The organism is Streptomyces sp. NPDC057002 (assembly GCF_042673825.1).
GTDB lineage: Bacteria > Actinomycetota > Actinomycetes > Streptomycetales > Streptomycetaceae > Streptomyces.
This window is the reverse complement of sequence record NZ_JBHURZ010000004.1, coordinates 787233-809018: the sequence shown is the minus strand read 5'-3', so window position 1 is coordinate 809018 and position 21786 is coordinate 787233. Positions and strand designations below refer to the sequence as shown.

At 71.9% G+C, this 21786-nt stretch carries 16 protein-coding genes and 2 tRNA genes; 4 read left to right on the top strand and 14 right to left on the bottom strand.

Annotated elements, in window-relative coordinates; translation table 11 throughout:
* Positions 1-44: 44 nt before the first annotated feature.
* The 7 genes from ACFT32_RS23680 to ACFT32_RS23650 all read right to left on the bottom strand — a co-directional run bounded on the left by ACFT32_RS23680 (position 45) and on the right by ACFT32_RS23650 (position 9158).
* A complete protein-coding gene (locus tag ACFT32_RS23680) occupies positions 45-1541 on the bottom strand; it encodes an MFS transporter (protein WP_382492492.1) in 1497 nt (498 codons plus the stop codon).
* Positions 1542-1657: 116 nt separating this feature from the next.
* A complete protein-coding gene (locus ACFT32_RS23675) occupies positions 1658-3835 on the bottom strand; it encodes an ArnT family glycosyltransferase (protein ID WP_382492489.1) in 2178 nt (725 codons plus the stop codon).
* A complete protein-coding gene (locus tag ACFT32_RS23670; RefSeq protein ID WP_382492486.1) occupies positions 3832-5295 on the bottom strand; it encodes a glycosyltransferase in 1464 nt (487 codons plus the stop codon). The genes ACFT32_RS23675 and ACFT32_RS23670 overlap by 4 nt, the downstream gene beginning before the upstream one ends.
* Before the next feature lie 14 nt (positions 5296-5309).
* Positions 5310-6911, bottom strand: a complete 1602-nt coding sequence (locus tag ACFT32_RS23665; protein ID WP_382492484.1) for an ATP-binding protein — start codon at positions 6909-6911, stop codon at positions 5310-5312.
* Positions 6908-7648, bottom strand: a complete 741-nt coding sequence (locus tag ACFT32_RS23660) for a response regulator transcription factor (RefSeq protein ID WP_382492481.1) — start codon at positions 7646-7648, stop codon at positions 6908-6910. The genes ACFT32_RS23665 and ACFT32_RS23660 overlap by 4 nt, the downstream gene beginning before the upstream one ends.
* Positions 7649-7820: 172 nt before the next feature.
* Complete coding sequence (locus ACFT32_RS23655) at positions 7821-8693, bottom strand: DUF2797 domain-containing protein (RefSeq protein ID WP_382492478.1); 873 nt, start codon at positions 8691-8693, stop codon at positions 7821-7823.
* Positions 8694-8771: 78 nt separating this feature from the next.
* On the bottom strand, positions 8772-9158 hold the full coding sequence (locus ACFT32_RS23650; RefSeq protein ID WP_382492476.1) for an HGxxPAAW family protein: 387 nt from the start codon (positions 9156-9158) through the stop codon (positions 8772-8774).
* A gap of 100 nt (positions 9159-9258) precedes the next feature.
* On the opposite strand from ACFT32_RS23650, the gene ACFT32_RS23645 reads away from it, so the two are divergent.
* The gene (locus tag ACFT32_RS23645) at positions 9259-9735 is read left to right on the top strand and encodes a MarR family winged helix-turn-helix transcriptional regulator (protein WP_382492473.1); all 477 of its coding nucleotides are present in this window, start codon (positions 9259-9261) and stop codon (positions 9733-9735) included.
* Here ACFT32_RS23645 and ACFT32_RS23640 read toward each other — a convergent pair.
* The 6 genes from ACFT32_RS23640 to ACFT32_RS23615 form a co-directional block, all read right to left on the bottom strand.
* A complete protein-coding gene (locus tag ACFT32_RS23640) occupies positions 9705-10076 on the bottom strand; it encodes an NUDIX domain-containing protein (RefSeq protein ID WP_382492470.1) in 372 nt (123 codons plus the stop codon). The two genes, ACFT32_RS23645 and ACFT32_RS23640, sit on opposite strands and share 31 nt — an antisense overlap.
* A 38-nt stretch (positions 10077-10114) precedes the next feature.
* Positions 10115-10381, bottom strand: coding sequence for a hypothetical protein (locus tag ACFT32_RS23635; protein WP_382492467.1), 267 nt, complete (start codon positions 10379-10381; stop codon positions 10115-10117).
* A 123-nt stretch (positions 10382-10504) separates the two neighbouring features.
* On the bottom strand, positions 10505-12772 hold the full coding sequence (locus ACFT32_RS23630) for an N-acetylmuramoyl-L-alanine amidase (RefSeq protein WP_382492464.1): 2268 nt from the start codon (positions 12770-12772) through the stop codon (positions 10505-10507).
* Between the two features lie 258 nt (positions 12773-13030).
* Positions 13031-13357 carry a GYD domain-containing protein gene (locus tag ACFT32_RS23625; protein WP_358286799.1) on the bottom strand — a complete coding sequence of 109 codons (327 nt, stop codon included), beginning with the start codon at positions 13355-13357 and terminating at the stop codon, positions 13031-13033.
* Between the two features lie 256 nt (positions 13358-13613).
* A tRNA-Arg gene (locus ACFT32_RS23620) sits at positions 13614-13686 on the bottom strand.
* A 184-nt stretch (positions 13687-13870) separates the two neighbouring features.
* A tRNA-Ser gene (locus ACFT32_RS23615) sits at positions 13871-13961 on the bottom strand.
* Positions 13962-14126: 165 nt separating this feature from the next.
* Here ACFT32_RS23615 and ACFT32_RS23610 point away from each other — a divergent pair.
* Together ACFT32_RS23610 and ACFT32_RS23605 are read left to right on the top strand one after the other, a co-directional pair.
* A complete protein-coding gene (locus ACFT32_RS23610) occupies positions 14127-14642 on the top strand; it encodes an SSI family serine proteinase inhibitor (RefSeq protein WP_382492461.1) in 516 nt (171 codons plus the stop codon).
* 435 nt (positions 14643-15077) lie between these two features.
* Positions 15078-19727, top strand: a complete 4650-nt coding sequence (locus ACFT32_RS23605) for a PAS domain-containing protein (RefSeq protein WP_382492458.1) — start codon at positions 15078-15080, stop codon at positions 19725-19727.
* Positions 19728-19769: 42 nt separating this feature from the next.
* Here ACFT32_RS23605 and ACFT32_RS23600 read toward each other — a convergent pair whose 3' ends face one another.
* The gene (locus tag ACFT32_RS23600) at positions 19770-20348 is read right to left on the bottom strand and encodes a TetR family transcriptional regulator (RefSeq protein ID WP_382492455.1); all 579 of its coding nucleotides are present in this window, start codon (positions 20346-20348) and stop codon (positions 19770-19772) included.
* A gap of 140 nt (positions 20349-20488) precedes the next feature.
* On the opposite strand from ACFT32_RS23600, the gene ACFT32_RS23595 reads away from it, so the two are divergent.
* Positions 20489-21694: an MFS transporter gene (locus ACFT32_RS23595; RefSeq protein WP_382492452.1), complete on the top strand. Its 1206-nt coding sequence runs from the start codon at positions 20489-20491 to the stop codon at positions 21692-21694.
* Positions 21695-21786 lie beyond the last annotated feature (92 nt).

Sequence of the window (21786 nt, the reverse complement as noted above, 5' to 3'; positions counted from 1 at the left end):
TTCCTGACTTTCCAACGCCGATCATGCTAGGCGCCCTGTCTCTCCTAGGCGGACTCTGCCCGCTCGGCCCGCCGAAGCAACGCCGCCGCGACCAAACCACCCAGCAGGACAGCAACCGCCCCCACCAGCTGACTGCTCTCCAGGCCGGAGGCGAACGCGTCGGAGATCCGCGCCTTCTCCTCCGCCGAGTCCGCCGCCGCCAGCGCCGCGGGCAACGACGCCGCGGACACGGCGACCAGGGACGCGAACCGCGAGTTGAGCACAGCGCCGAGGACCGCGACACCGAGGCCGTTGCCGAACTCCGCGAGCGTCCCGTTGATCCCCGCTCCCACTCCCGCCTTCTCGGGCGGAATCGCACTCATGATCGCGTTGGCCATGGCCGGCATGGACAGCGCCACACCCGCGCCCATGACGATCAGACCGAGCAGCATGCCGCTGTATCCGTGCCCGCCGAACAGCGCGATCGCCGCCAGCCCCGCGGACACCAGGGTCATACCGAGCGCGATGGCCGCCGGCGTACCGGCCTTGAGCACCAGCTTCGCCCCGAGCCCGGTGAAGTTGAGCACGACGACGGTCAGCGCCAGCGGCGCCGTCCGCAGCCCGGCGTCCAGCGGCTCGTAGCCGAGGACGAACTGGAGGTGCTGCGTGAGCAGGAACAGCGACCCCGTCATGCCGAACGCCACGAGGATCGTGCCCGCGACCGCGCCCACGAACTTCTGGTTGCGGAAGAAGTGCATGTCGAGCATGGGGTTGTCGATGCGCAGCTCCCACATCACGAACAGACCGAGTACGGCCAGGCCGATCAGCGCGGAGACCAGCACCTGGCCGGACGTCCAGCCGTGCTCGGGCCCGGTGATGATCGCGTACACGCACGCCGTCATGCCGATGGTCGACAGCACCGCGCCGACCAGGTCGGGACGGTCGCCCGCCGTGTGCTTGGACTCGGGGACGAGCGCGGCGACCGCGACCAGGCCGATCACGGCGACCGGGATGTTGATCAGGAAGATGGCGCCCCACCAGAAGTGGTTCAGCATCACACCGCCGATCAGCGGCCCGGCCGCGAACCCGAGCGAACTGACCGTCGACCACAGCGCGATGGCCTTCACCCGCTCCTTGTCGTCGAAGATCTGCACGACGACGGCGAGGATCGTGGTCATCAGCAAGGCGCCGCCGACGCCCATGCCCGCACGGGCCGCGATCAGCTGGGCCGGGCTCTGGGAGAAGCCGGCCGCCAGCGAGCCCACGCCGAATATCGCGAGGCCGGACATGAGCAGCAGCTTGCGGCCGTAGCGGTCGGCGGCGTTGCCCGCGGTGAGCAGCAGGCCGGACTGGACCAGCGCATAGGCGTTCATCATCCACTGGACGTCGGCGGTCGTCGCGTCCATCTCGCGGGTGAGCGAGGGGATCGCCACGTTCAGGATCGTGTTGTCGAGCAGCACGGTGAGCTGCGCGAGACAGATGACACCGAGGATCAGCCAGCGTTGTGGGTGGCCGCCGGGAGCCGTCTGCGGTGGGGCCTGTTCCTGTGGGGACGTCGTCATGCTGTACACCGTAGAACAACTCCCATACGGTGTACAACAGAGATGCGGGGAGGGGCGGTGGCACTCGGCCACCGCCCCTCCCCGCGCTCAGGTACTCAGGCGCACTCGGGCGACTGTCAGCCGCTCGCCTTCTGTGTGAGGTCGTAGAAGGTGGCCGAGCCGACCGTGACCTTCTTGAAGGTGGACTCGATCCAGGAGGTGATCTGGGAGGACGTGCCGTCGCTGCTGCCGCCCATGCCGCCGCCGCTGCCCGAACCGATGAAGTAGTGGATCTTTCCGTCCGCCACGTACTGCTTGAACTGGGCCAGCGTCGGGGACGGGTCGGTGCCGTTGAAGCCGCCGATGGCCATCACCGGGTCGCCGGTGGACAGCTGGTAACTCGCGGCGTTCTGGGCGCCGATGGCCGCCGCTACCCAGGTGTAGTCACTCGCGTTCTTCTCCAGCAGCTCCTTGGCCTCGGAGCTGACGCTGGCGCCGTTGAGCAGGCCGCCCATGCCGCCGCCCATGCCGCCCATGCGGCCGTCGCCGTTCTGCTGGTTCTGCCGGCCTTGCTGGTTTGGCTGGTTCTGCTGGCCCTGCTGGTTCTGGCCGCCGCCCGGCATGCCGCCGCCGGGGAAGCCGTTTCCGTTCTGCTGGTTCTGGCCGACCTGCTGGTTGTTCTGGCCGGGCATGCCGCCCCCGCCGGGGCCGCCGCCCATGCCGCCACCGCCGCCCGGCCCACCGCGGCCGCCGGCGACCGTCGGACCCGCCGTGACGATCGAGCCGGAGTGCCCCTCGTTCAGCGTGGTGAGGGTGTACGCCGCCGGACCGGCCAGCGCTGCGACGAGGCCGAGCCCCGCGGCGCCCAGGGCCAGCCGACGGCCCAGCCGTCCGGCGAAGATCAGGCCGAGGGCCGAGGTCAGACCGCCGACCAGGACGAGCCACTTCAGCCACGGCAGGTAGTCGGAGGAACGGTTGAGCAGGACGTAGCCCCACGCCGCGGTGGCCGTCATCGCGGCCGCCAGGGTCAGCGACGCCCACGCCCTGTCGCGCTTCTCCCAGAGCAGCGCCGCACCCATGCCGATCAGCGGGGCGATGTAGGGGGCCAGGGCCACCGTGTAGTACTCGTGGAAGATGCCCTGCATATAGCTGAAGACCAGCATGGTGATCAGCAGCGAGCCGCCCCAGACCAGGAACGCACCGCGCGTCGCCGAGGTGCGGCGGGCCTTGCGGGTCGCCACCAGGCCCGCGACGAGCAGGATCAGCGCGGCCGGGATCAGCCAGGAGATCTGGCCGCCGATGGAGGAGCTGAACATCCGGTCCCAGCCGGTCTCGCCCCAGGCGCCGCCGCCGTTTCCGCCCCCGCCGCCGCCACCGACGCTGCCGGTCTCGTCGCCGTTGAGGCGGCCCAGGCCGTTGTAGCCGAAGGTCAGTTCCAGGAAGCTGTTGTTCTGCGAGCCGCCGATGTAGGGGCGGGACGACGCGGGCCACAGCTCGACGATCGCGACCCACCAGCCGCCGGAGACGACGATCGCGACGAGGGCCGCCGCGAGCTGGCCGATCCGCTTCCTCACGGTCACCGGGGCGCAGACGCCGTAGACCAGCGCCAGCGGCGGGAGGATCAGGAAGGCCTGGAGGGTCTTGGCGAGGAAGGCGAAGCCGATCGCGGCACCGGCCCACAGCAGCCACTTCGTACGGCCGTCCTCCAGCGCCCGGATCACCAGGTAGCAGGCGGCGGCCATCAGCAGCGCCAGCATCGCGTCCGGGTTGTTGAAGCGGAACATCAGCGCCGCGACGGGGGTGAGCGCGAGCACCGCGCCCGCGATCAGCCCGGCCGCGGGGCTGAACCGGCGGCGTACCGCCGCGTACACGACGGCGACCGTGCCGACGCCCATGAGGACCTCGGGGGCGAGGATCGCCCAGGAGCTGAGGCCGAAGAGCCGCACCGACAGGGCCATCGGCCACAGCGCGGCCGGGGGCTTGTCGACGGTGATGGCGTTGGCCGCGTCCAGCGAGCCGAAGAAGAACGCCTTCCAGGACTGGCTGCCGGCCTGGACGGCCGCAGAGTAGAAGGAGTTGGCGTAGCCGGAGGCGCTCAGGTTGTAGAGGTAGAGCGCGGTGGTCACCAGGAGCAGGCCGAGGAAGGCCGGGCGGGCCCAGCGGGGGTCCTCGGGGCGGCCGTGCCACAGGCGTCGTACGAAGGGCCGCTTCGGTTCACCGGCGCCGGGCGCGGGTGCCTCCGGCGTCGGCGGCCGGGTCCAGTCGCCGACACTCGTGTCTCTGTCCGCGGTCTGCTGGTCGTAGTGGATCGTCATCGGGAGTCCCTCGGGTCGGTGTCGTTCGGGCGCACCGGCTGGAGCTGGACGGTGGCGTCCCTCCCCCACTGGGCGGTGTCGTGCGGGTACCGGGGGGTGCGCTGGGGGAGCGGCCCGTACGGGTCGTGGCGCGCGGTGGAGAAGGTCGGCGAGGAGAGGTGGTGGACCGGGGTGTGCGAGGCGGGCACCGTCGTGTCGCCGTCGCCGTCGCCGTCGCCGTCGCGCCGGTCCGGGAACACCCACGCCCGGAAGAGCAGGAAGCGCAGCACGGTCGCCGCGAGGTTGGCGGCGACGAGCACCGCCAGTTCCGTGGAGTGCGCGGGCTCGGACGTGGCCGCGTTGAGCGCGGCGAGCGAGCCGCTGGTCAGGGCGAGTCCGATGCCGAAGACGACCAGGCCCTGCGCCTGGTGCCGTACGGCCCCGCCGCGCCCGCGCACCCCGAAGGTGAGCCGCCGGTTGGCCGCCGTGTTGGCGATCGCCGAGACCAGCAGGGCGAGCGCGTTGGCGACCTGGGAGCCGGTGAAGAGGCGGAAGCCGCTGTAGAGCAGCAGGTAGAAGAGGGTGGACAGGGCGCCGACCACGCAGAACCCGACGAGCTGGCGGGCCAGGCCCTTCGGTACGTCCTTGATCTCGCGGTCGCGCGGGTCGTCGCCGAACGGCCGGGCGATCCGGTCCAGCGGCAGCGAGCCGGTGGCCAGGGCCCTGCCGATCCGCCACACGCCCTTGAGGTCGTCGGTCGCGGTCTTGACGATGTGCACGGTCGAGTCGGGGTCGTCGACCCAGTCGACCGGCACCTCGTGGATACGGAGCCCGGCGCGCTCGGCGAGCACCAGCATCTCGGTGTCGAAGAACCAGCCGGTGTCCTCGACGAGTGGCAGCAGCACCTGCGCCACGTCCCGGCGGATCGCCTTGAATCCGCACTGGGCGTCCGAGAAGCGGGCCTGGAGCGAGCCGCGCAGGATGAGGTTGTAGGCCCGGCTGATGAACTCCCGCTTGGGGCCGCGCACCACACGCGAGCTACGGGCGAGCCGGGAGCCGATCGCGAGGTCCGAGTGGCCGGAGATCAACGGCGCCACCAGCGGGAGCAGGGCGTTGAGGTCGGTGGACAGATCCACGTCCATATAGGCGAGGACGGGGGCGTCGGAGGCCGACCAGACGGCCCGCAGGGCCCGGCCCCGGCCCTTCTGCTCCAGCCGGGAGAGGGTGACCTCGGGAATCTCCGCCGCCAGCCGCGCCGCCACGTGCGGGGTGGTGTCCGTGGAGGCGTTGTCCGCGATCGTGATGCGGAACGCGTACGGGAACGTCCTCACGAGGTGCTCGTGGAGTCTGCGGACGCACGGCTGGAGGTCCTTCTCCTCGTTGTAGACGGGGATCACTACGTCCAGGACAGGCGTACCGGCTGGCGCGGCCGGGAGGTGCTCCCGCGCCGGCAGGGTGCCGGGAGAAGAATCGGTTCGCATGGAACCGACTTTCGTCAGGCGCCCTGTTGTACCGATGTGGTGACGCTGTGGCGTGCCTGTGAGTGCTGTTGCCAGCTCATTTCCGGCTGCGGCTGCGCCGGGATCGCGGGCAGGTGCACCGTGAAAACGGTCCGCCCGGGCACGCTGTCGACGGTCACGGCACCGCCGTGCGCGGTCGCCACGGCCTGCACGATGGCGAGGCCCAGACCGGTCGATCCGGTGTTGCGGGAACGCGCCGAGTCGCCGCGCGCGAACCGTTCGAAGACATGCGGGAGCAACTCGGCGGGAATGCCCTGCCCGTTGTCCTCGACGTCCACGCACAGCCAGGGCCCACGCCGCTGCACCCGTGCGGTGACGGTCGTACCGGCCGGTGTGTGATTGCGCGCGTTGCCGAGCAGGTTGACGAGGACCTGTTGCAGCCGGGCCGCGTCCGCCGACACGAGCGCGGGCTCGTCGGGCAGGTCGAGGCGCCAGTTGTGCTGCTGTCCGGCGGCACGGGCGTCGCTGATGGTGTCCACGACGAGCGGTACGAGGTCGGTCTGCTCGAACTGGAGCGGCCGCCCCGCGTCGAGCCGGGCGAGCAGCAGCAGATCCTCGACGAGCAGCGTCATCCGCCCGGCCTCGGACTCGATCCGCCCGAGCGCGTGCCGGGTGTCGGGCCCGACGTCCTCTCTGCCGCGTCTGGTCAGCTCCGCGTACCCGCGAATCGAGGCGAGGGGAGTGCGCAGCTCGTGACTGGCGTCGGCGACGAACTGCCGGACCCGCGTCTCGCTCTGCTGCCGTGCGTGCAGCGCCCCGTGGACATGGTCGAGCATCCGGTTGAGCGCGGCACCGACCTGTCCGACCTCGGTGTGCGGGTCGGTCTCGGAGTCGGGGACGCGCTCGCTGAGGTTCACCTCGCCGGTGTGCAGGGGCAGTTCGGAGACCCGGGTGGCGGTGGCGGCGACTCGGCGCAGAGGGCGGGTGGCCACGCCGATGAGCACGAAGCCGGCGATGGCGGCGGCGACCAGTCCGGCGCCGGTGACGCTGACCTCGACGAGGATGAGGGTGTTGATGGTGGTGGTGACGGATTCGGTGGGCAGGGCGACGTAGTAGGTGCCTCCGTCCTTGCCGACGACGTACTGCACGCGGTACTCGCCGAGTCCGGGGATGTCGACGGTGTGCGTTCCCGAGGTCGGCACCCCGGCGAGGGCGGCCTTCTGCTCATCGGTGAGGTCGACCGCGAGGTTCCGCTTGAAGGGGCCGTTCTCCTCGGAGTCCTTGGCGAAGGCCGCCTGGGTGACCCTGCCGTCGGCGCCGACCTGGGCGACGATGGTCTCGGGCTGTGCCGGTCCCTCGATGAAGCCGGTGATCCTGTCCGCCGAGTCGATGTCGTCTCCGCCACCGGGCTTCATGGGCCCCGACAGACGCTTGCCGGTGTCCTCGACCTGCCCGTTCAACTGCTCGTACAGATGCGACCTGAGCGCAAGGGTCGTCACGGTCCCGATCACCGCACACACCACGGCGATCAGCACCACGGACGCGACGACGAGCCGCGTCCGCAGAGTGCGCGGCTTGCCCGCTCGCGCCTGCTTGCCCGCTCTCTGCTGCGGACGCGTCCGTCGTCGCCCGCTCATGACACCGCGGGCTTGATCAGGTATCCGGCACCGCGCCGGGTGTGGATCATCGGCTCGCGCCCCGCGTCGATCTTCCGCCGCAGATACGAGATGTAGAGCTCGACGACATTGGCCTGCCCGCCGAAGTCGTACGACCACACGCGGTCCAGGATCTGCGCCTTGCTGAGCACGCGCCGCGGATTGCGCATCAGGAACCGCAGCAGCTCGAACTCGGTCGCGGTCAGGTGGATGTTCGCACCGGCCCGGGTCACCTCGTGGCTGTCCTCGTCGAGGGTGAGGTCGCCGACGACCAGCGTGGAGTCGGAGCGCCGGTCGGCGGCACCGGACCGGCGTATCAGCCCGCGCAGCCGGGCGACGACCTCTTCGAGGCTGAACGGCTTGGTGACGTAGTCGTCGCCACCGGCCGTCAGCCCGGCGATCCTGTCCTCGACGGCGTCCTTGGCCGTGAGGAAGAGCACGGGCACGTCCGGCAGCTCCCGCCGCAGCCGCCCGAGAACCGCCAGCCCGTCCATGTCGGGCAGCATCATGTCGAGCACGACGGCGTCGGGCCGGAAGTCGCGCGCGGTCTGGACGGCGCCCTGGCCGTCCCCCGCGCTCCGGATCTGCCATCCCTCATAGCGAAGGGCCATGGACAGCAGCTCGGTGATCGACAGCTCGTCGTCCACCACAAGCACGCGGACGGGGCTCCCGTCCGGCCTCAGCAGTTCGGTGCGCCCCTGGGGCGAGGTCGTGGTCATGTGAACACGATGTCGGGGACCTCTGAGAGCACCCTTTCGGCAAGCTGTGAATTCCCTGAGAAACACACAGGCGGTTCTCAGGGAACGCCTGGGAATGCCGCAGTTCGGTGGGGTGAGGGCCCTTGGGGCCGCTGTGAGAGGTGTTGGGGAAGCTGTGGGTCCGCTGGGCGGGTCAGAACAACCCGTCCTGCACTCCGGCCTCCTCCTTGAACTCCCGCAGGGGAACGGTCAGCTCCGCGCCCCCGGCGGGCACCAGCTCCCACCCGGTCATCAACCGTGTGTCGAGCACGACGACCCCGCCCCCGGTGGCCAGATGCAGATCGGGCCCGGCGGCGGCCACGAGCTCCCCGCTCACGACCCCACCGGCCACGAGCTCGCTCACGCCCCCGACGGCGCCGGACAACCCCGCGAGCCCGAACACCTCGACATGATCGACAACCCGCAGCGGCTCCCGCACCAGCGACTCCGGCCACCCCCCGAGCGCCACCGCCCGCGCATGCAACTCGGCGACCTCACCGGCCCGATCGGCCGCCGCCTCCGGCAACGCGGCCCGCACGGCCCGCTTCTCGGCGTATGGAATGCGGTCGGGCACCCCCAGCGCGGCCCGCAGCAGCTCCTCGGTACGCCGCGCGGCCATGAGCGGCCCGGCACCCAGCCAGCTGAAGCAGACGGCACCCTGCTCCAGGAGCCGGGCCGAGCCCCGCTCCACCGCGGTGATCCCGACCTTGGTCATGCCGGGCCCGAACCACGCCAGATATACGTGATACGGCCGGGGATCGTCCGCGATCGTGTCGGCGGCCACGGAGTGCGCCCGGTCCAGCCGCGCACACTCCTCGCACCGCGCCCCCGTACTCCGCCCCGGCACGGCCACCCGCGCCGGACACGCATGCCCCCGAGCCCCCACACACGTCCGCACGCCCCCCTCCGCGACCCCGAAGGCCACGCGTTTCCCCCAGGTCAGCGCACTGCGCCGCCCGCCGTCCCACACCAGCACGGGACCGTCCGCCGACCATCGCAGCCCCGAGCACTTCCATGCCTGTGCCATCTCTGCCGAGAGTAGAGGGCACCACTGACAACGGCACCGCGGCCGACCCCGGGGGCGATCACCTCACGGAAGACGGGATCACCTCCCGGAATCAGCCCCCACGGCAGCAGCAGCCTCCGTCTCCCCGCCCGTACGCACGGGCACGACCCCGGCCGTCCGCACCGGCCGCCGCCGCCCGGCCAGCCGGCACCCCAGGCACTCTTCGTGCCCGCCCGGCGCCGACGAGTCCCGCACCCGCCAGCCCCACTCCGCCCGGGGACGGAGGCCGGGACCCTTCCCCCACCCGGCGAGGTGCAGCGCCCAGGTGACGAGCAGAGCCACGACACCGATGGCGATCCCACCGGCGATCAGCAAGCCCGAGACCATGACGACCCCGGCACCCGCCACAGCGGCCGCGACGCTGCCGATCGCGCATCCGGCCCACCCCGCGAACGTGTGCCCGTGGTCATACTGATGTGCGCTCACGCGCTGCCCCCTCATCACACATGGACCCGGGGGAGCCCCCGAGCCCCTTACGATCAAGCCGTTTAGGACCCAAACCTCTCACGAACTAAGGGAATTGGGAATGCAAGCCAAGCCGCGTCCGGCCGCGACGCCGGAGCAGGCGCTGTCGGCGATGGACCATCTCATCGCGACCCACCTGGTCGGACAGCACGAGATCGCCCAGCAGGTCGGCATGAACGTGACCGACCTCACCTGCTTCGCCTACGTGATGGAGGCCGGCGAAAACCTCCTCACCGCAGGCGACTTGGCCGCCCGCGTCCACGTCACGACGGGCGCGGTCACCGGCATCCTCAACCGTCTGGAACGCGCCGGCTACATCACCCGCCGCCCCGACCCGACCGACCGCCGCCGCATCCGCGTAGCCGCCCAACCGGACGCGATCGCCCGGGTCCTGGAGGTCTACGAGCCGTACTACGCCCGCCTCAGGGACCTCTTCGCGGACTACTCCCCCGCCGAAATCGCGGTCCTGAACGACTGGTTCACCCGCGCGAGCACCCTGGCGGCGAACTACTTGGAGGACCACTGCCGCCCCGACTGACCGGGCACCGGCCGAGCCAGGTGGTAGCGCCTGAAGACATCGACCCCGTCCTCGACGAACGTCCGCTGCCCGAACGCCTCCCGCAACTCGCCCTCGGTGAGCCATCCGTGCCAGGCGATCTCCGACGGATCGGGCGCGATTCCCCCGGCGACCACGGTTTCGTGCACGCCCAGCCAGTAGGGGCTGATCAGGCCGTCGCACAGGAACTTGAAGACGAACCGCACCGGCGTCCGGACGCCCAGCTCCTCGGTGAGTTCACGCGCCGCCGCCTCCTCGTACGACTCCCCGGCCTCCGCGGCACCGCCTATCAGCCAGTTGTACTGCCCCGGAAATCGGGACACGTCGGACGCGGTGGACGCGGCGGGCTCCGGATCGGGAGCTATCCCGTCTTTCGTGAGTGCCGGTTCGACCGGCGGCGCACGGTGAAGAGGGAGGCGATGATGCCGAGCGCCCAGGCGATCAAGAGGGCGCCCCACAGCGGCATGGTCACCATCGGGATCAGAAGTCGGATCTCGACACTCGTACGGTTCTCGAAGATGAAGATCAGAGCGACCGCGGTGATCAGAGCGAACGGCAGGAAGCGGCGGACGCCCGGGCGGGAAAGGAACGGCGTGCGCGCCTTGTGATCTGGGCTGGTCTGGGCCATGGGGTGCCTCTCCCTCACGTTGCCCCTGGCTCCAGCGTCCCCTTTCAGCCCGTAACCCGCCACCGAGACACCACAGGCCCCGGATCGCTCCGGGGCCTGTGACCATGATCGTCCAGGTCAGGGCTACTTGATATAGACCAGGCCGTCGGTGGTGACCGTCGGACGGCCGCTGGTCCCGACCACCACGATCTTGACGGTGTGCTTGGCACTGCTGGACCAGGTCTTCGTCCAGATCGCCTGCCGGTAGAGCGTCGTGGAGGACTTCAGATCGACGGTGCCGACCTTCACGCCGTCGACGTAGACGTACGCCTGGCCGGATCCGGAGGCGCGGGAGACCACCCAGGCGGCGGAGCGGCCGGTGAAGGTCCAGGAGAGGGCGGCGCCCTTGGACCCGCTGGAGTACGACTTGCCGCCGAGGTAGCTGCTGGAGGAACGGCTGGTCCAGCTGCCGGACTTGGTGGCCGAGGTCTCCTGCAGGATCACCGGCGTGAAGGAGGGGGACGACGTGCGGTAGTTGCCGGCGTAGTCATAGGCCCGCATCGACCAGGTGGTGGCCGTGCCGGACTTGGCGGTGCGGCTGGAACTCGTCGTGGTCGGGCCGAAGGTGGCCGTGGTGGGCGCCAGCAGCTTCACGGAGCTCAGCGCCGCGTTGTCGGTGGCCTTCCAGCCGAGGGTGACCGGGACGGCCGTCGTGTTGACGGTTCCCGTGCGCAGCGAGAGCTTCGGGGCGGTGGTGAAGGTCGGTGCGGTCGTCTCCGCGACAACGTTCAGCGGGGCGCTGGTCGTCGACTTGCCGGACTGGTGGACGGCCCGCACGGCGACGGTGTGGCTGCCCGAGAGCAGAGTGGCGCCGACGGAGGTGGCGGTCCCGGAGCCGGTCGCGACGGCCTTGCCGTCGACCAGCAGCTCGTACTCGGAGATGAGCGAGGCCGGCGTGGTGGCCGTCCAGCGCGCGGTGATGGCGCCCTTGGTGTAGTACGTCGAACCCGACAGGGCCGCTCCGGAGAGCGAGGTGACCTTCAGGCCCTGGACCGGGCCGGACGCCCAGGTGCGGATGGTCGGCAGCTGGGCGTAGAGGGAGTTGCCGGGGCACTGGGTGTTGTAGCCGTCGCGGTGGCCCGAGATCCGCTGGAAGGTGTACTTGCCGCCCTGGGTGAAGCCGGTGGCGAAGTAGTTCTTCTGGGTCGCTCCCGCGGTGAGCTGGACCGTTCCGGCCGGGTCGGCGCCGTACTGACCGAGCTTCCAGGCCGCCACGCGGGCGACCGAGGCCAGAGCGGCGTTGGAGGCGGCGGTGGACGTGTATTCGCCCAGCACCGCGATGCCCGTGGACTCGCGGTTCCAGCCATAGGTGTGGGCGCCCAGCACCGGCAGGCCGACGCCACCCTTACGGCCTTCGAAAATCGTGCCGCACTTGTCGACCAGGAAGTTGTAGCCGATGTCGTTCCAGCCGTTGACCTGCGTGTGGTACGCGTAGATGCCCCGCACGACCGAGGCCGACTCGGCGCAGGAGTAGTCGTTGGCCCCGTCGGTGTGGTGGACGAAGACGGCCTTCACATCGGCGTTGTACTCCGACGGATCGGGGCTGAGCGACTCGTCGGCGCCCCAGCCGGCGCGTGAGGTGATCGGCGGTTCGGGAACGGTCGACGGCGGCGCGGTGGGCACTGTGGCCGAAGGGCTCGGCGAGGTCGAGGTCGAGGGGGATGCGGATTCCGAGGCGGTCGGGGTGCCGGTCGGTGCCGGAGACGTGGTGGTCGGTCCGTCCGTCGGCGTGGCGGTCGTACCGTCGGTGGGTGCAGTCGATTCGGTGGGTGCCGTCGATTCGGTGGGTGCCGTCGATTCGGCGGGCGTGGCCACGGGAGTGCTCTCCTCGGCAACGAACGCCGCCGGCTCGGCCGCCCTGGTCTCGGCGTCGGTCACCACGCCCGGATCGACCAGGTTGACCTGGAGCCCCTTGGGCAGCGAGCCCGTCCCGCCGTCGTCGTGGACGACCTGAACCTGGACGCCGTCGGAGGGCCCCACCCACAGCGGCTCGGACGCGCCGCGCATCCCCGCCTCCGGGTCGTCCGGCGGGTCGATGTTCACCTCGAGATCCCGCCAGGCGCTCCACTCGCCGTTCTCCAGGCCGCGGGTGCGCACCTGCGCCGTGCCGTCGAGCCGCTTGACGGCCCCCGTCCAGGAGACGCCGACCAGCGAGAACTGCTCGGTGTCCGTACGCGGCAGCTCCCGCTTGGCCCCCGTGGTCCCCTTCAGCGCGAGGTCGTAGACCTTCCCGGGCCGCTTGTCCCGGCCGGCCGCACCGGAGTCGCCGGACGGGCCGGCGGCCGCGTACGTCACCACGCCTCCGCCCCCCAGCACCACGGCACCGAGCGTCAGCCACGCTCGTCCTTTCATGCTCAGCGGTCTGTACGCGCGCGACGCCCGACGAATCACGAAGAATCCCCCCACCAGTTGGCCGGCACAAGCGGCCACAGACGAATGTCACCTGAGGCACACCCGTCACAGCAGCGGCCCACACTCCCAGCGCACCCCGACCTGCGAACATCACAGCCAAACAGGCACCTGTGACGCAGCTCACCGCGATGACCGTGAGCAGGCTTCGACGGTGCGCGGTTTCGAAGCAGAGGCGAAAGACAGAGGCCTGTGGATCCGCTAAGCGCCGGGAGCCCGGTACTGGACTTGCCCGGCTTTGTGCAGGGCATCCATGGTTTCGTCGACGGTCAGGAGAACGGTCGTCTCGAACGAGCTGAGTGCGCCGCCTCCGCTGATCGCCAGGGCGACCGCGGCCATGGAGACGTTATTGGGGGCCTCCCACAGGTTGTAACCGTCGCGGGTGCCGAACGCGTACCAAAAGCCGTGGAGCTTGCCGCCAACCGACTCGATGTATGACTGAGCGGCCTTGGCGCGGTCCTCGGGGTGGCCGATGAGTCTCCGCCAGGTCTCCGGCGTGTAGCTGAACCTTGATAGATAGAGCGGCATCGTGTCTCCCTTTCGTCCCAGCAAGGGATGCCCCCGCGGGGTGGGATACGCCGCCGAGGCCGCGCGCGTATCCCCCGAACGGCCGGGACGACGACCGACATGGCCACTGCCGGCGAGCGGCTCAGCCGCCGAAGTACGGGACGCCCATCGAGCCGGGGAATCCGAATCACATGCTCGCCCTGCGCGCCCGACGGGCCGGGCTGTACGCGCCGGAAACACAAGAGACCCCGGATCTCTCCGGGGCCTCTCACCTGTGTGCACTCGGCAGGATTCGAACCTGCAACCTTCTGATCCGTAGTCAGATGCTCTATCCGTTAAGCTACGAGTGCTTGTTCTGTTTTATCGCCGCTCTCGGGCCTTCCGGCTCGCTCGCGGCGACAGGAAGAACATTACATGACTGCCGCCGCCATGTGAAATCCGTTTGCCTTACCCCTTGTGAGCTGCGGAAACGGCTGTTCCGGCCGGTGTGACAGCGAAGCCCCGGTCGGGTGACCGGGGCTTCGTGATCAGGTGCGGAGGCGGAGGGATTTGAACCCTCGATGGGATTTGAGTCCCAAACCGCATTAGCAGTGCGGCGCCATAGACCGGACTAGGCGACGCCTCCACGCAACATCCTCTCGCGCGAGCGCGAGTCGGTGCTTGCCGATGATGACACAGTCGAGCGCCGTGTCACCAATCGCCCCCCACGGTACTAGGCAGGAAGGTCGCAGGGCAAAAGCCTTCTCGGGCCGTCGCGCAACGTCCCGGGGCACGCCGCGTTAGTCAGGGCATGTCGACTCCCATTTCCCGGGCCACCGCCCGAACCGCGCCCCGGACCACCCTCCGCCCCGGTCTGCGACGCCTCGCCCTCGGTGCCGCCGCCTCCGTCGCCGCCCTCGGGTCACTGGCCGCGGTATCCCCGGCCGCGTACGCCCAGACCGGGCTCGGCGACGGCAAGAGCAAGGAGCGGGATCACCTCACCGTCACCGTGCGGAACGCCGGCAACGGGGCCGACGGGACCTTCGAGCTGTACTGCGGACCCGACGGCGGCAGCCATCCCGACCCGCGCGGCGCGTGTGCCGCCCTGGAGCGGGACACGCGGTGGGGACAGGAGACTTTCGCTCCCGCCCCGCAGGGCGGCTTCTGCACCATGCAGTACGGCGGGCCGGCCACCGCGCACATCACCGGCACCTGGGCCGGACGCCCCGTCGACGCCACGTACGACCGCCGTGACGGCTGCCAGATCTCCCGCTGGGACCGGCTCGTGCCGCTCCTGCCGGACATCGGGGGCGGGCGGCGCGCCTGAGTACCGCAGCGGATCACGCATCGGAACCCGCATCGGGGCCGGCATCGGAACCGGCATCGGATCCCGCATCGGATCCCGCATCGGATCCCGCACCGGTTCTCCCCATGTCGCCTCCGTTACGACCCTCCGTACCTCGTCGCATCTCGTCCGGATTTCGCCCCTGCCCGTCCCTCATCCCGCCGGTCCGGCCAAAAGGTACAGAAACACCGTCGTCGTAAAGGTCCCGCGAAGGTCCCGCGACGTCGTCGCAGGAGGGCGGGCGTTTGGCGGTTACTCGGTCGTCAGTTCGGGGTCACTTGTGCGTGCGACCTCCCTCTCATCCGGCGTCGCGAGCGCAACCGCAGCCCTTAGACTCCCTCGCGTGACACGCTGCGGGACGGTTGGCAAGATGGCCCGAGCGGTCGGCAAGGTGCGGTAACAGGGAGGAAGCGTCTCGTGAGCAGCAGGCCATCCCGAGGCGCTGCTCGCCTCGCAGCCATACTGGATGCGCTCCCCGACGCGTTGGTGCTGGTCAATGCCAACGGGACGGTCGTCAACGCCAACACCATCGCCCTGGAGGCCTTCGAGACCCCGGGCACCGCTCTGGTGGGGCGCGGGCTGCTCGATCTGCTGCCGCAGTTCGACTCCAAGCTCATCCCCGGCTCCATGCGACGGCCGGAACACCTCGATCCGCAGGGCCGGACCAAGCCGACCCGGATGATCGCGCGCAGGACGGACGGGACCGAGTTCCCCGTCGAGGTCACCAGTGCGAATCTGGAGAACGGGCAGCAGGCCTACGACGGTTACGGCTACACCGGCGACGAGCTGCTCATGCTCGTCGTACGCGATCTGTCCGGGACCGTGGACACCGAGGCCGAGCTCGCGCGGTCGCAGCGGCAGACCGAGATGATTCTCCGGGCCGCTTCCGAAGGCGTCGTCGGGACCGACACCGACGGGCGGATCGTGCTCGTCAATCCGGCCGCCGCTCAGATACTGGGTTTCCGGGCCAGCGATCTCGGCGGGCGTGAACTGCACGAACTCGTGCTGCACTCGCGTGCCGACGGGACGGACTTCCCGTACGAGGAGTCGCCGCTCGCCGACACCCTGCGCTCCGGGCGCAAGCACCGGGTGCGCGGGCAGGTGCTGTACGCCAAGGACGGCGGCAAGGTTCCGGTCGATCTGACGACCGCGCCCGTGCGGGACGGCGACCAGCTCGTCGGCGCCGTGATGACCTTCACCGACCGGCGGCCGTACGACACGGTCGTCGAGGAGAAGGAAGCGGCGGACAAGCGCCACGAGGAAGAGCTGGAGCGGGTCGCCGAGGAGCACGCCTCCGAGCTGACCGCGCTGCGCCAGCGGCATGTCACCGAGCTGGAGGAGCTGAGCGAGCGGCACGCCGAGGAACTCGGCGCGAACGAGGATCGGTACGCCGCGCTCGGGGAGCGGGAGAAGGACCGGTACGAGGCGCTCGCCGCCCGGCACGAGCAGTTGCTGACCCTGCTGGGCCGGTCGCTGCGCGGGCCGCTCGAGGAACTGCGGCGCGAGCTGGCCGCGCTGGCCGCCGACGACGCCGGGCAGCTGTGGCCCGAGGCCAACCAGGTGCTGCACCACCTGTCCGCGGGCTACTCGCGGATCACGACGCTCATCGACAACGTCCTCGGCTACCAGCGGCTCGACACGGGCAGCGAGAACGTGGCCCGTACGAAGGTGATGCTGGACGCCGTCGTCGCCTCCGGGGTCGACGGGGCCGTCGAGCTCATCGGGCCCGGGCGGGTGCAGTTCGCCGTGCACGCGCCGCCCATCGAGGCCGAGGTGGATCCCCGGCTGCTCGCCACCGCCCTCGCGCATCTCGTCGCGGACGTGGCGGGGGTCGACGCGACCGGCAACACGCCCCTGTCGGCGGGCGGCTATCTGGACAACACCGTCGTGGTGGCGGCGGCGCAGCGCGGCGAGGTCGTACGCATCGAGGTGCGCGGACCGTACGCCGGTGGCGACACCGTGCACGAGCCGATCGTGCGGGGGATCGTCCGGGCGCACGGCGGTGTGCTGCAGACGCATGACGTGCCGGGGATGAGCGGGAGCGCCTACGTCCTCGAGGTGCCGATCGGGGGCGGGGCCGGGGCCGTTGCCGCGGATGCCGCCGCCGAGGCAGTCGACGAGGGCCTCGCCGGGGCCCCGGGTGAGCAGACCTCCGGTGGGGGGCGGCGCCGGGCGCGGCGCGCCACCACCGATGCCTTCCTTGACGGCGATGTTCCCAGTGAGGGCGACGAGGCCGATGGTTCCGCCGGGGCCGGTGGGTCCGGGCGGCGCAGGAGGCGGGCCGCCGGGGAACCGGCCGCTCTTCCGGCGCTGGCCTCCGGTGAGGCCGCCGGGTCGGGCGGTACCGGGCGGCGGCGCGGGCGTCCGGCCGAGGACGCCGCCGGGGAGGCCCTCGCTCTCGAGGCCGTCGGCAGTGCCGTCCAGGGTGTCGCCGAGGGGGCCGTCGTCACGGCCGCCGAGCACGCGGCCGGGACCGCCGCCTCGGGTACGGGGCTGGGCGGGACCGTTCCGCCGCAGGGCGTGCCCGACGCCTCCGGGCAGCGGGCCCGGCGTGAACCCGGTGAGCAGCGCGCGCTGCCTCCGGCGCTGCCCGCGCCGTCCGGTGACGCCGGCTCCGGTTCGGACGGTGCGGCACCGGGAGAGGCCCAGCAGCCGACCGGGCGCCGGCGGCGTGCGCTGGCCGCCGCCAACGAGCGGGCGGCACAGCAGGCCGCGGGGCCGCGTCCGGTGTTCGCCCTGCCGCCGGCCGAGGCCGATCAGACGACCCCGGTCGAACCGGCCCACCAGGGCGTTCAGGCCGGACCGGCCGATCAGGGGCAGGGGACCGAGGCGGTCGCCGCGTCGGCCGCAGCCGGTGAAGGGGTGGCCGCGGAGGGGCGGCACGACGCCGTACCGCACGACCAGTCCGCCGATCACACCCCGCCGCAGCCGCATCCCACGAGTGCGCCGACAGGCCGTCGGCGCAGGGCCGTGGTGCCGCAGCAGGGCGAGGGAGCCCCGGGGCAGACACCCGGTGGTGCGGCGGGTGCCGCGCCGACGGGTGCCGTACCGGCTGCCGCCGTGCCGCCCGGTTCCGTGCCCGCGGGGCCCGGGCAGGGCATTCCCGCGCAGCAGGTCCCGCCGGGGCAGGGCGCGCCCGTTCAGGTCGGGGTGGCCGCCGCGCAGGTCGCGCCGGGTGCGGCCGTGCCGCCGCAGGGCAACGCCGTTCAGCCTCAGGGGCACGCTCCGCAGGGCGGCATCCCGCAGCCGCAGGGCGTGTCCGTCCCCGCGCAGGGCGGGCTCGGGCACAGCGTGCAGGCGGCCCTCCCGGGGCAGGCGCTGCAGCCTCCGGCCCAGGGCGGGCAGCCCCAGCCGCAGCAGGGCGTCGCCGCAGCGGCGCAGCAGCCCTCCGCCGGGCAGCCGCTCCCCGCCGAGGCCGCCCCCGGGCAGGGCACCCCGGCCCAGGGCAGCCCGGCTCAAGGCACTCCCGCCCAGGGGGCCCAGGCTCAGAGGGCCCCGGCTCAGGGAACCCCGGCTCAGGGCGGCACCCCCGCCCCCCAGCCCTGGCCCGCCGCCGACGACAGCACGGGGGCCGGTGTCGCCGTACCCCCGAACGGCACACCCCCTCAGGCCCCGCAGCCGAACGCCCCGGCCACGAACGCCGCGGCCACGAACGCCGCGGCCACGAACGCCGCGGCCACGAACACCCCGGCCCCGGGCACCCCGTTGCCACCGGAGGGCGCCGTGCAGGCGCAGCGGGCGGCTCAGCCGTTGCCCGCGGAGGCCTCGGCGCCCGTCGATCCGAACTCGACGCAGGGGCGGGCGATCAGCGTGCGGACGCTGGGACAGGGCGTGCCGTTCAACCGGCAGGCGGCTCAGGTCCAGCAGCCCCCGGCGCTGTCCGTCCCTCTGCCGACGGCGACGCCTCCCCCGCACCAGCCGGGCGGATCGGGCCGGCGCCGCAAGCTCGGCACGCCGCCCGACCCGGCCACCCGGACCGACCAGGCCACGCGTACGGAACCGGCGTCCCGCCCGGACCAGGGACAGCGCCCCCAGCAGACGGCGCGCCCGGAGCAGGCGGCCCGTCCGGAACAGGCCGCGCGTCCGCACCCGACGGCCGAGCCGACGCCCGCGCCGGTCGCCGCACAGGTGCCCGCCCAGGCGTCCGCGCCCGCCCCGGCGCAGCCGTCCCTCGCCGGTCAGTCCCGGCTCACGCAGCTGACCGAGGGCGGCGGCCGGTCGTACGCCATAGGCGCACCCGACGAGAACGCCGCCGAGGGGCCCGAGCCGCTGGACGGGCCCGGGGGTGCCGTCGAGGTGGCCGATCCGCCGCGGCCGCAGCCGATGGACGACGAGCTGCCGCCGGAGCCGCTGGACAACCCGCGGCGGCTGCTGGTGTGGCCCGCGCCGGACGTCAGCACCCAGCAGGCGCTGAGCGACCGCGGCTACCGGCCGGTGATCGTGAACTCGCGCGAGGAGGTCGACGCGCAGATCGCGGCGTTCCCCGCCGCGCTGTTCGTCGACCCGCTGACCGGGCCGATCACCCGTACGGCGCTGCAGTCGCTGCGGCAGGCCGCCGTGGCCGCCGAGGTGCCCGTCCTCGTCACGGCCGGGCTCGGACAGGCCTCGCGGGACGCGGCCTACGGAGCCGATCCGGCCGTGCTGCTGAAGGCGCTGGCGCCGCGCGACAGTGAGCAGCACCCGCCGCGGGTGCTGCTGATCGAGGAGCACGCGGAGATCGCGCTGGCGCTGACGGCGACGCTGGAGCGGCGCGGGATGCAGGTCGCGCGGGCCGCGAGCGACGCGGACGCGGTGACGCTGGCGAGCGACTTCCGGCCGAACCTGGTCGTGATGGACCTGATGCAGGTGCATCAGCGGCAGGCCGGGTTCGCCGGGATCGTGGACTGGCTGCGCGCGAACGGGCAGCTCAACCGCACCCCGCTCGTCGTCTACACCGCAGCCGTCGACCAGGCCGACCTGCCGCGGCTGGCGTCCGGGGAAACGGTGCTGTTCCTCGCGGAGCGGTCCACCAGCGGCGATGTGCAGACCCGGATCGTCGAGCTGCTGAGCAGGATCGGGACCAACTGAGCCGGATCGGGGCCGGCTGAACATGCGGCCGGGCGGCCTGTCCTACCGTGCCGTCAGTCTGCGCGCCGCCTCCTTGACCGACGCGCGCAGGCGGGCCTGGGCGTCCTCCCCGTCGCCGACCAGGATGCGCCGCATCTGCGGGACGACGGCGGTCCAGTTGGCCAGCGCCGTGAGCAGGAACAGCAGGTCGGCCGCGGGGACGGCGTCCGTGATGACGCCCCGGTCCTGGCCATCCTTGAGGGCGGCGACCTTGCGGGCGTAGTGCTCCTGGCGGGCGGACTCGTGGGGCAGTTCGGCGCTGCCGTACTCCAGGCCCTCCCAGAAGAGCAGGCGCAGCAGCTCCGGGTGGGCGGCGTGGTAGTCCATGACGCGGTCGATCCAGCTCTCGATGTCGTCCGGGACGACGGGGACGTCCTCGGCGAGGTGGAGCATCTTCTTCTCGAGGACGATCGCGAACAGCTCCGCCTTGTTGCCGAAGTAGGCGTAGATCAGCTGCTTGTTGGCCTTCGCCTCGGCGGCGATGCGGTCGATGCGGGCGCCGGCGATGCCGTGCCGGGCGAACTCGGCGACCGCCGCCTCGAAGATCCGGGCCTTGGTGGCCTCGGGGTCCCTTGGTGCCATGGGGGAGAGGGTAGCGCGCCGAGTAACCAACTGTTTGGTTGACAGGGAATCGAAGGGCGGCTCACACTGTTGCCCCATCATCCAACCAACCAGTTAGTTGTTAGAGCCGGCTCCAAGCCGACTCCGAGGAGTCCCCTTCCATGCCGTCAGCGACCACGACCACGTCCCGCCGGGCCGAACAGGCCCCTCCCCGGCAGGCGCGTACGCCCGCCCCCGGCCTCTTCCTCACCCTGATCGCCGTGTGCAGCGCGGTGACCGCCGCCAACATCTACCTCGCCGCACCGCTGCTCTCGCTCATGGCCCGCGACTTCGGCTCGGCCCCCTCGGCCGTCGCCTGGATCGCCTCGGTCGCCCAGCTCGGCTACGCGGTCGGCCTGCTGTTCTTCGCCCCGCTCGGCGACAGCGCGAACCGGCGCCGGCTGGTCGCCGGGCTCACCCTCGTCACCACCGTCGCGCTGGGCGCCAGTGCGGCCGCCCCGGGCGCCACCGCCCTCGCGATCGCCATGTTCGTCGCCTCGGCCACGACCGTCATCCCTCAGCTGCTCGTCCCGCTGGTCGCCGAACGCGCCCCCGCCGACCGGCGTGCCCGTCATGTCGCGGCCGTCATCGCGGGACTGTTCACCGGCATCGTCGGGGCCCGGGTCCTGGGCGGACTGGCCGGGCAGGCCTTCGGCTGGCGCTGGGTGTTCGCGGGCGCTGCCCTGCTCACCCTCGTCCTGGGGCTCGCGACCGCGCTCGTCCTGCCGTCGCGGCGCCGGCGGGAAGGCCCGCTGTTCGCGGGGCTCGCCGCGCTGCCGTCGGTGCTGCGGGGGTCACCGGAGCTGTGGCGGGCGTGCCTGCGGCAGGCCGGGATGTTCGGCGCGTGGAGCGCGCTGTGGACGGCGCTCTCCCTGCTGCTGACCGGGCCGGAGTACGGGCTGTCCCCCGCGACCGCCGGGCTCTTCGGGCTCTTCGGGCTGACGGCGAGCGCGGTGGCTCCGCTGGCCGGCGGCTTCGTGGACCGGTTCGGCGCTGCGCGTGTCGTACGGTCCGCGTATCTGCTCGCGGCCGTGTCCGTGCCGCTGTTCTGGCTGGGCGGGCAGGCGCTGGCCGCGCTGTTCGCCGCCGCGATCGCGATCCACGCGGCGCTCGTCGCCTCCCATGTCGCCAACCAGACCCTCGCCCTGACCGCCACGTCCACCCCCGCCACGGCCAACACCGCCTATGTGGTCGCCGGCTTCGCGGGCGGCGCCGGGGCCTCGGCTCTCGGCGGGGCCGCCTTCAGCCACTTCGGCTGGGGCGGGGTGTGCGCGGTGGCGGGGGTGTGGCTGGTGCTGGGGTGGGGGCTGACCTCGGCGCGGAGGTGAGGCGATGCCGCGGGGCGGGAACGCGGGGCGCCGGGCGGGCGGACGGCCTCCCGTGGGTGAAAGGGCCGCGGATAGCCGTACACCGGGGTGGA

Bases quoted from the DNA above. Each gene is read 5' to 3' on its own strand.
- ACFT32_RS23680 (WP_382492492.1), bottom strand. From the start codon at position 1,541: ATGACGACGTCCCCACAGGAACAGGCCCCACCGCAGACGGCTCCCGGC.
- ACFT32_RS23675 (WP_382492489.1), bottom strand. From the start codon at position 3,835: ATGACGATCCACTACGACCAGCAGACCGCGGACAGAGACACGAGTGTC.
- ACFT32_RS23670 (WP_382492486.1), bottom strand. From the start codon at position 5,295: ATGCGAACCGATTCTTCTCCCGGCACCCTGCCGGCGCGGGAGCACCTC.
- ACFT32_RS23665 (WP_382492484.1), bottom strand. From the start codon at position 6,911: ATGAGCGGGCGACGACGGACGCGTCCGCAGCAGAGAGCGGGCAAGCAG.
- ACFT32_RS23660 (WP_382492481.1), bottom strand. From the start codon at position 7,648: ATGACCACGACCTCGCCCCAGGGGCGCACCGAACTGCTGAGGCCGGAC.
- ACFT32_RS23655 (WP_382492478.1), bottom strand. From the start codon at position 8,693: ATGGCACAGGCATGGAAGTGCTCGGGGCTGCGATGGTCGGCGGACGGT.
- ACFT32_RS23645 (WP_382492473.1), top strand. From the start codon at position 9,259: ATGCAAGCCAAGCCGCGTCCGGCCGCGACGCCGGAGCAGGCGCTGTCG.
- ACFT32_RS23635 (WP_382492467.1), bottom strand. From the start codon at position 10,381: ATGGCCCAGACCAGCCCAGATCACAAGGCGCGCACGCCGTTCCTTTCC.
- ACFT32_RS23630 (WP_382492464.1), bottom strand. From the start codon at position 12,772: ATGAAAGGACGAGCGTGGCTGACGCTCGGTGCCGTGGTGCTGGGGGGC.
- ACFT32_RS23625 (WP_358286799.1), bottom strand. From the start codon at position 13,357: ATGCCGCTCTATCTATCAAGGTTCAGCTACACGCCGGAGACCTGGCGG.
- ACFT32_RS23610 (WP_382492461.1), top strand. From the start codon at position 14,127: ATGTCGACTCCCATTTCCCGGGCCACCGCCCGAACCGCGCCCCGGACC.
- ACFT32_RS23600 (WP_382492455.1), bottom strand. From the start codon at position 20,348: ATGGCACCAAGGGACCCCGAGGCCACCAAGGCCCGGATCTTCGAGGCG.
- ACFT32_RS23595 (WP_382492452.1), top strand. From the start codon at position 20,489: ATGCCGTCAGCGACCACGACCACGTCCCGCCGGGCCGAACAGGCCCCT.